Source organism: Luteibacter mycovicinus (assembly GCF_000745235.1).
Lineage (GTDB): Bacteria > Pseudomonadota > Gammaproteobacteria > Xanthomonadales > Rhodanobacteraceae > Luteibacter > Luteibacter mycovicinus.
Map to the genome: position 1 here is coordinate 2,356,942 of NZ_JQNL01000001.1, position 12,117 is coordinate 2,369,058.

The 12,117-nt window shown below is 62.3% G+C and carries 4 protein-coding genes; 2 read left to right on the plus strand and 2 right to left on the minus strand.

All coding sequences use genetic code 11. The features are described 5' to 3' along the window. Together FA85_RS10550 and FA85_RS20915 are read right to left on the minus strand one after the other, a co-directional pair. Positions 1–9,480: a Tc toxin subunit A-related protein gene (locus tag FA85_RS10550; protein WP_036108870.1), complete on the minus strand. Its 9,480-nt coding sequence runs from the start codon at positions 9,478–9,480 to the stop codon at positions 1–3. A 135-nt stretch (positions 9,481–9,615) separates the two neighbouring features. Continuing rightward, positions 9,616–9,963, minus strand: coding sequence for a hypothetical protein (locus FA85_RS20915; protein WP_156108663.1), 348 nt, complete (start codon positions 9,961–9,963; stop codon positions 9,616–9,618). A gap of 343 nt (positions 9,964–10,306) precedes the next feature. On the opposite strand from FA85_RS20915, the gene kdpF reads away from it, so the two are divergent. Beyond that, positions 10,307–10,399 (plus strand): K(+)-transporting ATPase subunit F, encoded by a 93-nt coding sequence (gene kdpF / locus FA85_RS21480; protein WP_081908594.1) that lies wholly within the window; start codon positions 10,307–10,309, stop codon positions 10,397–10,399. Then, entirely contained in the window at positions 10,396–12,117 is a 1,722-nt protein-coding gene (gene kdpA / locus FA85_RS10560) for a potassium-transporting ATPase subunit KdpA (RefSeq protein WP_036129152.1), read from the plus strand. Before kdpF ends, kdpA begins: the two co-directional genes overlap by 4 nt.

Sequence of the window (12,117 nt, forward strand, 5' to 3'; positions counted from 1 at the left end):
CTAACTGGGCTCCCAATATCGCATTGCGAAGTTGAGTTTGCCTGCCTGGACTTGGAAGTGGTCGCGTCGTTTGTAGAAGAGTCTGTTGCCTTCCTTGACGTCGACGAAGAGCTCCAAGGCAAACAAACGCTCTGGCGTGCCAGCGCGGAAGATGCTCACGCTGTATCGGGAGATCGCCAGGATGGATGTGTTGTGAAAAGCGGATACGACGTCGTCGATGTCTTGTAGAGGGAAGAGCTCGTTGATCTTGGCCTTAGCTTCGTCGCCGGTGGTGCCAGGCCAGATTGCGTAGAACGTCTCGATCATTTTTTTCGCACTGATCTCCTCGGCAGTATCCCAGTCTGGTGCCTCGCCACCTTTGCTACTGCGCTGGGGCCACGAGAGGTCGGCCGATCGGGGCTGGGTATCCTCCGGCTCAGCGGGCTGATCGGGAACATCCGGGACATCCGGGACATCCGGGACATCCGGGACAGGCGGGACAGGCGGGACATCCGGCACGTCCGGAATTCCAGGAACACCCGGGACACCCGGAACATCGGGCGCCTGCGGCTTGTCGGGCTCATCGGCCGTCTGTGGCGAGCCAGGTGCTTCCGGGCTGCCGGGTTCGCCGGGCGGCTGTGCCGGGGAATTTCCCACGGTATGTTCGACAACCTCGTAACCGTTGCGTGTCCACCGCAGCTTGAGCTGTTCCTTGATGCCGCCAAGATCGTACGGATGCTCATGGGTGACGGTCGGCGACTCTCCCGGGTCGCTGACGACGCAATCCGCGGATTGCAATGCGGTCCGACCTAGTCTGTGCTGCTCGTTCTCACTGCTTATGTCGATGCCCTTGCCGTCCTTCAGGACGTAGAAGGTCTGAAGCAATTTCAGCTTTTCGTCCCGCGTCTCTTTAGCCGAAGCCTTCGATGCCCGCCACGCGATAGCGAGGTTCGCGATGAAACGACGGATACCTGCTTCGCTCCGGGCGTCCGAACCCGGTTCGGCAGGCGCATGGCTTGAAACCACCCTGGTCGTCGGCGGTGCCTTGGTATTTTCCTGCATGAGCTCCTTCACCTGAAAGGTGAAAGCCCCACCGCCCCAGACGGCAGAGTAGTCCAGCCGCAGAACGATATCCTCGATGTCCTCGGCATAAGCCGCCCTCATCGCCTCATCGCCGGGAAGCGTCAGCGTCCATTCGGAAACCGCGCCCGTACCTTCGAAGGGCGTATAGCGGCCATCCATGAATTCATTACGCAGTACGACGGTCGTCATCGGATCGTCGTGCACGCGCGGCTTTGTGGATGAAATCAGGATGTACTGGTTGGCTCGCAGGTTGCGCCGAATCGAGGAAGGGGTCTCGGAACCCGGCGCCCGAAGCCATCTCGCGCCTTCTATGTCGGGGGTGACATGCAGGTTGTTGGCGCGCTGGGTGAGAACCGCGCGGAGGACGCTCGTTTCGGTGAGCGTCTTTGCGTCCGGCTTCAGTTTGAACTCCACCGACACGTGCCGGATCTGCCGCAGGTAGTGGCCGGGGTAATCTTCGTCGAACATCTTCTGTGTTAAACGGATCCACAGGCGGTTCTTCTTCAGTCCTTCGGCGAGCTGTCTGTTGTCGAACGTGCTCACCGAAATCTCCCTGCCCTCGGCATCCTTGCCCGGTGTCGTCCTGGGCCCACCGCCAGCGAGCGTGGCGATGGAGATGTCTTTGTGAATCAGCGGGCGTCGCTCGTGTACACGCAGGTACGAGCTCTGCATCGCCTGCAGGTCGTTCTGTAGCGCCTCGCCGGCGAACATGCCCCGCCAGGCACCCTGCCAAGCATCCAGCCGCACATGGCGCGTGCCGAAGTCGCCGGTCTCGAACATGTAGCTGGCTTCCGCCGAAAGGCACAGGCTCAATACGGACTGGTAGGCGGACGCGTAGAGTTCGCCGAGGCGTCCGAGCATCCAGGTATAGGTGTCCGCGATGGCAAACCCGCTGGTCAGTGTCGCGAACTCGGTGCGCAGGCGACCTTGCTGTGCGACGGCCTGGTCGAGTTCCTTTTTGGCGGTGGCGAGGCGTGACGCCTGCTCCGCCTCCTGAGCGGACAAGATCTCGAGGTCACCTCGCGCCAGTTCGATCTCATGCCTGAATTCGTCATCCCGGCGATTGTAGGCAGCCTCTGTGCGCAGATCCTCGGCAAGCAAGCGGGTCGCTTCGGCAAAGGTCTCCAGCTTTTCTTCGATGGCGTCGGGGGCAGCGTCCCACTTATTACCGCCCGTCGACATTCCAAACACATTCATCAGGGATCTAAGGGGAACCTTTGCCAGAACGGGAGCACTTGTCGCGTAAAGCGTTGCAACAGCGCCGTATCCGGTCGTCGAAGCAAGAATTTCGAGTGGATTGCGACCCACTTGCTCGGTGTAGTGCCTGACTCGCTTTTCCACATTCCGTCGGCTGGCCTTCAAGGTCATACCTTCGCGCTCGACCGTCAGGATAGCCTGCCTGCGCAACGACACATCGAAATCCGCGACCGCCATCAGCGTCGTCTGCTTTTCAACCTCGTACGCGTTATCCGCTTCATGTTCCGCGATGTGGAAAAGGTAGCGCCCCAGATCGGTCAGCCGCTCCACCGCGGCTTGTGCGAAAGCCAGCCCATCGCGGAACCGGTGATGAGGAATCTGGTTCATTCGCAGGAGGTCCTGCATGGCGCCGGTGCCACCCCGGCCACCGCTAAACGTCAGCGATTCATCCACACCGCGGCCGATGTACGGTAGCAACGTCCCATCGATCGCCCGGCCGTGGCGAAGGTTGGACAGGCGACTGAGTATGAGATCCCGTGTCTCCCGAAGACGCAGGTTGACCGGCGCGACAAAGGCGTCACCCAGCGAGCGTAACGTGACTGGCCTCCAGGGCGCGGCGTCACCTGGCTCTTCCAGCGGACCGATAAGCCGCAAGGCACGCTGGTAGCACAACCATGCTTCCTGCAGGCTCTCCGGCGTCAGCTTGCGAAACAGCTCATCGCCCTGCATCAGCCACAGGCCGACCGCGAAGGCATGTAGCGCCTTCTGGAAATGCACGTGGTCCGCGTAACCTGCCAGCTCCGGTGCCTCGCCCGTATCGGAGGCTACCGACATCGGATACACGAGTGGCATGCTGTTCCAGAACGGGCGAGGGGGTGTCGCGCTCGTCGTCTGTCCGCGGTAGGGGTCGAACAGATATTGACTGCACCAGCGCCACGCCGCTGCGTACTCGCGCTTCTCGCGCAGGTTCCACGCGATCAGCCAGGGGACATGGAAGAACAACTCCCAGAAATAAAGTCCGTTGGCTCCACGAAAATCGACGAAACCGCCGCTTTCACCCTTGCGAAGGGCAGGCTCCGGCAGTGTCTGCGTGTCGAACGAGAGAACCGCGTCCATCGAGCGAGCGGCCCGACCGACGAGCGGTTTTCCGAACAAGGTGTTCAGGCGCACTGGCGGCCGACGGGACTCATCCAGGTCCAGATATTGCGCATTCGAAGTGTTGTGCCAGATGTAGACGGTCGGCACGCGATCGTCCGGCGACGATGCTTCCTCGGCCCGGTCGACCAGGGTAAACGTGCGTTTCAGCGTGAGCCACGTGCTCGCTTTGCCATCCGGATCGTTGGCAGGATCGTCTGGAACCTCCAGCGACAGGGTGATCGGATAGGTTCTGGTGTCGGGATCGACGGGGAAATATGCCTCGATCTTCTTTCGGCCCATCTTCTCCATGTACAGCTTTTTCTTGAAGGGCTCGTTGCGCCTCGTGCCTTCACTACCGAAGGCGGCGATCAGACGAGCGTAAAGGTTACCGTAGGACTCGGCATGATTCATGGCGAAGCTGACGATCTCTTCGACCGCTCGCGCGCCCAGTTCAGCCCCTCCGGCGTCCGATACGGTTCGAAAGAGGGATGCGGAGAAGGCTACGCGCAATGCCTCTTTTTGTTCGCGGTTCAGCGACTGAACCGCCCGGAGGAATGGTACTGAACCTTTCAGCGCGACGGCGGCGTTCGTCTCCTGCTCGGCTCCAGGGCGACCCATCGCCTTATCGTAGGAGCGGTTGTCGACACGCCACGTAAAAGGATCGAGTTTCGGCAGCCATGTTCTGGCCGCCTGTTTATCTGCTTCGGCACAAGCGTGGAGTGCATCCAGATGCACATTCTGCAGGTCGCCGAAGAGGCTGGTGTCGTTAGACGTGGCGGTGTTCGTCGTTTCGGACTGAAGCTTTGCGATGATGGGCAGAGGGACGTATGTATTCGTGCGTCCCTGTCCAGGGCGAGGCTTTGAAACGAAAATGGAGGCAAGATATTGGCTGGATGTCTGCGCGAGGTCTTTAACGGTATACCGGACCCAACCCGAACCGGTATACACGTAAACGACCGCGCCGATCCAATGCGATGTGTCGAACGGAATTCGCTTCGTTTCGTAATCTACATCGAGCAGAACTGGGGCGAACTGTATATCTCCGAGATAGGTCCTTCGGTCGTACTCCGGATCAGATCTACCAATAAGAAAAGCAAGGTATAGTGATATCGCATCGATTTTTTCGCTTTGTCCGTCGCCAGTTCTTGAGTATTGAGAAAGACTCCTATGGTCGCCAGTGATAGCGTGGCTCTCTTCGTAAGCGAATGCATAAAATCTTGGCGTGCTTGTCGGGTGCCCTGGAGCGATTCGGTAATTGACAGCAATCCTGGTACCGGGTCGAGCGTTTGCTGTGAAGCGAACATTGATGCTTCGCGATGAAATGGCGCCGCTCGTGGTGAACTCTCCACCGGGGGCAGGATAGCCATGGACACGTTCGGCTAGCGTCTCAGGGAATTCTCCCGGCGCCGACTCAATAGTGACCACCATGCTGTCGTCGACGATGATTTCCGCGACATCCTCAGGACCGTGAATATCCCTGTCTTCAACGATGACGCGTTCGCGGTTGCGCCACACGCTGTCGACGGTCCCCGTGACTTTCATGCGCTCGCCATCTTCGGAGAGCACAGCGGTCAGCGTCGATGGCTGCAAGTCCAGCATGACCACCTTCTTCGCAACGGTTTCCCTCACGTACGCGTCCGAGGTTACCGAATCTTTCCCTGAAGTGAGGCGATAGCGTGTTCCAAGATAGGGATGTTGTACGACGCGAGGGTCGCTGAAGAGCTTTTGCCAGTTTAAAACGAGCTTCCGCTCGAGCTTGTCCGAGGCGTCCGCGTCGAGCCGTCGCTTGTCGACGAGCAGAAGATCACGCACGGCGATGAAATAAGGACTGTATGCTGCCGGCGGGGCTAACTTCAGTTGCGTGCGGCGCTCTCGCTCGACCTTGTTCGACATATCGAGGGAAGCCGCGCCTTCGTCGACGGCGCGGACGAGGAACACATCGGAAGCCGCCATCTTGCTGTCGAGCAGCAGTGCCACCAGCAAAGGCTCATGCCTACGCCGCTTACCCTTGCGGTTCTCCATGACGGCCAACGTCGGCTGGTACTCACGGGTGACGAGGTTGAGACGCTCCTTGCACATGCCGTGAATCTGGTCGTCGCTCGTGGGTTTTCGTCGATTGCCGTCGGCGGACCGCCCATTCAGTTCGAGAAGCTTGTTTGCCGAGCTCCAGTGTCCGTCCGATTCCTGATAGCAGAAGCACACTCTCATGACGTAGTAGGCGCTCGCGCGGTCCTGATCGTCGAAGACGATGGGTGAAACGTCCCGCTCCGCCCAGACGACATAAGGGCGCCCGTCGATGGTCAGCGGACGAATGACCGGCACTTCATCCCGGGGGTCGTTGGCTCTCGCATGCGCGGCCTTCAATGAGAATTCCGCCTGGTGGAAATCCGCGGCTGCCTTATTCGCCTGTTCGATGGCAACAGAGGATGCGGCTTCGTCGGCGGTAGCCTGGTCAATCTCCGCCTTGGTGGGCTGAGGCCTGGCTGCGACGGTTTGCGATGCGACCGCCTTCGCCGTTGCAGTCTCTTCGGCTTTCTGACTTGCGTCTTTGCGTTCGCGCGCCGCTTCCAGGTCGGCAGTCGCTTTATCGAGTTGCGCCTTGTCTGGCCTGGGTGGCAACTTGCACGTGACCAGTTCGCCTACCAGTGGAAGATCGATCGCTCGCCAGTCACTCCATGCAAGCATGGAGAACTGATCACCCGGTGCCTTGACCGACATATCCGCGGTGCGCCAGAAGTATTCCGGCGGTTCGGCGTTGCTCTGCCCGATGATATGCAGCTTGTTGCTGGCGGGATCGATGCCTTCGTGATAACCGGATATGGCCTGAATGTTGCTGACGCGCTCGAACGTCGTCAGATACGAAAGCAGGTTCGTTTCGATGTCGGCAGGACGTGCCTGCCCCTGGGCAAGCTGCGTTTCGAGGTCGCTGAAAGCGCGCGTTTTGTGTTGCCGGCGGCCCGGCTCGATGTAGTTCTCGGGGTAGAGCGCTCGCTCTTCACGAGAGCGCCAGTCCTCGTAACGCGCCTGGTATGTCGTCCAGGCTTCCCGAACCGCCTTCATGTCTTTGGCGGTATCGAGGCGCCTCTCCAGCCCGCTCAGCAACCGATGGATATATAGCTGAAGGCTGCTTACCGCCGCATCCACACGTGTCGTCTGCGGTTCGACACCCACGGAGATATCCGTCAACAGCCAGTCGGCCAGTGCATCCCGGTCGGCAAATGGCCGGTTATCGGCGTCCTTCGCATGAACGTGGAGCCAGGCAAGCATGGCATCGCGACGGGATGCGTCGTGCCGACCGATCATCGTCGTCCGGTCGGCTTCACCGAAGTTGGTCATGAGTTGATTGGCGACCGCCGAAAGCCACGCGGCGTTGCTGCCCGCATGCGAGGCCGACAGGGCGACGATCGCACCCGGCGCGATACCCGATCGATCGGCAAGCGCCAGAACGCGGAGAAGCCACGCCAGGTCGTGCACGTCGGCTGGGACGGCGTTGCCCAGTTTCAATAATTCCTTGGGTACACCGAGGGTGGCCTCCAGTGCGACCGGGTCACCGCGCAGCCATGCGATCAGCCGCGAGGCCGTATCGGATGGTGCGTTGCCTGCCCGGCGTGCCGCTTCGCTCACGACGAGGTTCCACTCCGTCAGCCGGTAGACCGTGCGAAGGTCGATGACGCCCGGGGATCCATCTTCCGTACGCTCATCGAGCCCGAACTTCCGTGGAAGCGCGGCGACGGCATCTACATCGTCCGCGGTGAGGCCGAGCAGGGCGACCAGTTCGCCGGGTTGTCGAAACGCGCCCGCCAGGCGGCCGATCTGTGTGCGTCCAGCGTGTTCCAGGTATAGCGCGAGCAGGTCTTCCTGGCTCACGGAGATCCAGCGCCCGACGCACTCCCGAAGCTTCGCATCCTTGATGCCGGGCACGATGGCCGCGAGCACATCGCTTGCGCGATCCATCTGGTTACGTCGCGCTGCCCAGAGGATGTCGCTCGTTTTCCGGACGGCTTCGTCGAACCGCGACTCGGCGTCTGCCTCTTCAAGCAAGTGTTCCGGAAACAGGCTATCCAGCGTGGCCGCGTATGTTCCCGTCGCCACATCCTCCCGGGTGAGCCGGAAGGGCGCCTCGGCCAGCAGGTCGTGGACCGCCGCGCGCATGCTCTCCATGTCGGTCATCAGAAAGGCGGCTTTTTGAAGCCTGCCGTCCGGTCGAATCAGCGACGCAAGCAGCACGAAGGGGTCGGTGTCCTCGTCGTCCGCGTCAACGGCAAAAGCAAGGCGGTCGAAGATGGGCGCCAGGTCGGTCTTGTGGATCAGGCCCGTGGTTCCGCCGGCCCGATGGTATGTGACGACCTGGTCCGCGGCATCGATGGTCGCGGTCCGGGCGGCGCCCGGTGCGAGCACGGCGAAGAGGCGTGCGGGAGGCAGTTCGTGCTCGCGCAACCAGTCCCGCATGTTCATCAGCGTGACGATCGCATCGACGATGTCAGGAGCGTCGGTCCCTTTTTCGGTGTTCAGCCGCGGCTGGGCCAGCTGCGCAAAGAGTGTGCCTTGCGTGCTCCGGAAGAGTTCCAGCAGGGCGGACGCTTCAGTCTCATCGGCTATGCCCAGCCACCGCGGCAGTAACGCGAGACGATGGCAGGCGGAAATGAAATCCAGCGTGCGGGTGGGTGCGCGCTCGCCTCGCGCATCCCGGATCCAGCCAAGGTAGCGAAGCAAGGTCTCTTCACGAAGACCCAGTCCCAGGCATAGCGCGCGCACGGTCGCATCGGCGACCAGTGGCGCGGCAGCAGAACTTTCGGCGGACGGCGCCTCGATCGCGAAGGGCGCACCATCCATGACCGGCGGCGCATGGGCACGTCCGGGCGCGAATAACCGATCGAAATACGATGTGTCGCGCCCGGTGGCATAGGGCGATATCTCATGTACGACCGCCGCGTAGGCGTCGAGATCCACGGATCGGCTATCGCGCAAGTGCGCGTAGAGACCCAGCACGCGAAGGACGTTGAGGTCGATGCGTCGCCCCTTCTCGACCCGCTGGGCACCGAAGGCCGCCTGGAGTAAGCGGTCGATGTGCGCAAAGGACAGGTCCATGCCTGCCTGAATGCGCAGGATTCGCCAGACCCGGTCGAGATGGGCGGCGGTCAGCCCTTCGATCGTCACCGCCGACCCGCTGTCGCTGCCGGCGCGGACGAGACGCAGCGGCGCTGTGGCGCCGTCGTTGAGGTAGCTTGCACCGAACGCGCTGCTATCCGGCGATGCGCCTGGCTTTCCCGCGTCGCTCACCCGCACGGAGGACACCTGGGCGGTGTCGCCTGCCCCGGCTACACCATTGACCGCAAGGAGCTGCCGAAGCCGCTTGCGGTTCAGGCCGGTCGCCTTCAGGAATGAGGCGCTCGCCGTGAGACTGTCGACGGACACGTCGGCCGGAAGTCCGAGACGCGTCCGCAGTGAGGCGGAAGAGGGCGCGGTGTCCCCGGGAGCGGCATCAAGCGATGTGGACTCCGGAACCACCAGGTTACGTATCTGGGCGGGCGACAGGTGGGTGCACAGCGGCAGCACCTCGCGCATACCGACGGCGGCGGGCGCACCGCAGGCAAAGCCGGGATAGTCGCGATCGACCTGCCTCAAGGTGTCCCAGCGCAGGAGATCCTTGTACCAATGGACCTGCATGATCCTGTCCCAGGCACCGTCGAACGGCAGCGTCGGTGGCCAGCTGGCCTCCGCCAGGATGTCCGCGCACGCTGCGCGGTTCGTTCGATCGGCCTTGGCGGTACCCACGATCAAGGCTTCAAGGATGTCGTTGACCAGCGTGAGCCGGGGGACGCGGCGCTTCAACGCGGGCTCGTCCAGAAGCAACGCAGGGATGTCCGGACGACGCCTTTCGAGCGGGCTTTTCGGTGCGTCGTCGAACCGTTTCTCCAGGGAACTCGCGACGTCGAACAACATTTTCAGATAGGCCAGAGGCCCCAGCTTGCTCTGTAGCGCGTCCGGAAGGCACTGGTCGACGGAAAGGTCTCCGAACAGAGACGGGTAGTCCGCGGCAAACGTATTGGGCCGGGGCGTCGCGGTGGAAGTCGGGGCAGACATCGGCAAGTCCTTTTGCGGTGGGCGTCGTTACGCCCAATCCACCCTACGCTGGCCTTCGGTACCGGGGCACCGGCCATCCGTTGTAGGCGCCGTCTGCACGAATACGGCCGAACCGGACGAAAGCCGCGACTTACCCTAGGTATCTTCGGCGGCGGCAGGATCGGCTCGCGAGACCTCTCTCGATGAAATCCGCAAAAGCTCCTCGAAATGAACATGCGGATTGACCAGCGTCACGCCGTCGACCTTGAAGCCCTCGAGGCACTCGTGGCGCATGGTGGCCTCGAAGGCGGCCAGGGCGGTCTTGACCACTTCGTCGTCGATCATGTGGTCGGAGAGGTACCACTTCCGCCCCCGAAACGCGCGGCGCTCGCCCGTGTTCGCGCAAGGCGTGTCGTATTCCACCTGGAGAAAGACACGGCCGTCTTTGGGCGCCTTGACGTCACGCTCGATGCGAAGCCGGAACACGGTGTCAAAGGCTGACATCGAGATTCGTCCGCACAGCGCTCTCACCGTGTCGATATATGCCGGGTCCATGAGCATCCTGCTCCTCTGTGTGCAAGGGTCCGTTCAGCGCTCGGAGCGCCCATGGATTCTTGAGCTCGTCTCTGGCAACTGTCAACTCACGTGTTTCTTTACGCAAACGTTACGCCCGGGGGGCTGGCCGATACACCGTAAATATCGCGCAAAGCGAACAATGCGCACCGTCCTCTTCGACGGAACGCACCCGTGGAACTCCTGTACGTCCTTCTCGTCATCGTGCTCACGGCCATGACGATCGGCTTCCTCATGATCTGCGACCGGCTCGGCCGGCGCTGAGGAAACCCCTATGTCTCTCGTCTACATCGTAGCCACCGCCATCGCGGTGGCGCTGACCGGTTACCTCTGCGTGGCCCTCCTCAAGCCGGAGTGGTTCGAATGAGTGCCAACGACATCTTTCAGATCGGCCTCTTCCTGGCGGTCCTGCTGGTGCTGGTGAAGCCGGTCGGCCAGTACATGGCGCTGGTCTTCGCCGACGAACCGAACAAGGTCACCCGTTTCGGTGGTCGCATCGAGCGCGTGCTCTATCGCGTCTCGGGCATCCGCGCCGGCGAGGACATGAGCTGGACGCGCTACGCCATCGCCATGCTCGCCTTCAACGTGGCCGGCCTTGCCGTGGTCTACCTGTTGCAGCGTGCGCAGGCATGGTTGCCGCTGAATCCACAGCACTTCGGCGCGGTCTCGCCCGATTCGGCGATGAATACCGCGATCAGCTTTGCCACGAACACCAACTGGCAGGGTTACGCGGGTGAGTCGACGATGAGTTACCTCACCCAGGCCCTCGGCCTGGCCGTGCAGAACTTCCTCTCCGCCGCCACCGGTATCGCCGTGCTGATCGCGGTGATCCGCGGCTTCAGTCGCCGGGGCGCGTCCGCCGTCGGAAACTTCTGGGTCGATATGACCCGCGCCACGCTCTACGTGCTGGTGCCGTTTTCGCTGGTCATCGCGTTGCTCCTCGTATCGCAGGGTGTCGTCCAGAACCTGGCGCCCTACCTCGACGTCGCCACGGTGCAGCAGGGCACACAGACGCTGCCGATGGGCCCGGCCGCTTCGCAGATCGCGATCAAGATGCTCGGCACGAATGGCGGCGGGTTCTTCAACGCCAACTCCGCGCACCCGTTCGAGAACCCGACACCGTTCTCCAACTTCGTCGAGATGCTTTCGATCTTCCTGATTCCGGCGGCACTTTGTTACACCTTCGGCAGCATGGTCGGCGATCGCCGCCAGGGCTGGGCGATCCTCGCCACCATGCTGCTCATTTTCGTGCCGCTGACCGTCGGTCTGGTCGCCGCCGAGCAGGCGGGCAACCCCGCGCTGCACGGTCTGGCCATCGACGCCCAGGCCTCCGGCCTGCAGGCGGGCGGCAACATGGAAGGCAAGGAAACCCGCTTCGGTATCGCCGCCTCGGGCCTGTTCGCCGCGATCACCACGGCCGCGTCCTGCGGCGCCGTAAACACGATGCACGACTCGCTGACACCGCTGGGCGGCCTCGTACCGATGTGGCTCATGCAGCTGGGCGAGGTGATCTTCGGCGGTGTCGGCTCGGGCCTCTACGGCATGCTTGCCTTCGCCGTGGTCGCGGTCTTCATCGCCGGCCTGATGGTGGGACGCACACCGGAATACCTCGGCAAGAAGATCGAGGCGCACGAGATGAAGATGGCCAGCCTGGCGGTGCTTCTGCCTTGCGCGCTGGTCGTCATCGGCACCGCCATCGCGGTGATGTCGAAGGCCGGCGTCGCGGGGGTGTCCAATCCAGGCGCTCATGGCTTCAGCGAGATGCTCTACGCGGTCAGCTCGGCGGCGAACAACAATGGCAGCGCGTTCGGTGGCCTGTCGGCAAACACGCCGTTCTGGAACGTTCTGCTCGGTATCTGCATGTTCCTGTCCCGCTTCCCGCTGGCGATCGCGATGCTGGCCATGGCCGGTTCGCTCGCGGCGAAGAAGCATGTCCCCGAGAGCGCCGGGACACTGCCCACGCACACGCCGCTGTTCATCACGCTGCTTGCCTGCATCGTCATCGTCGTGGGCGCGCTGACCTTCCTCCCGGCACTGGCCCTTGGGCCTATCGCCGAACAACTGATGTCCGCCACGGGCCACTGA

Excerpts from the sequence above, each read along its gene's own strand:
- kdpA (WP_036129152.1), top strand. The coding sequence starts at position 10,396 with ATGAGTGCCAACGACATCTTTCAGATCGGCCTCTTCCTGGCGGTCCTG.
- kdpF (WP_081908594.1), top strand. The coding sequence starts at position 10,307 with ATGTCTCTCGTCTACATCGTAGCCACCGCCATCGCGGTGGCGCTGACC.
- FA85_RS20915 (WP_156108663.1), bottom strand. The coding sequence starts at position 9,963 with ATGTCAGCCTTTGACACCGTGTTCCGGCTTCGCATCGAGCGTGACGTC.
- FA85_RS10550 (WP_036108870.1), bottom strand. The coding sequence starts at position 9,480 with ATGTCTGCCCCGACTTCCACCGCGACGCCCCGGCCCAATACGTTTGCC.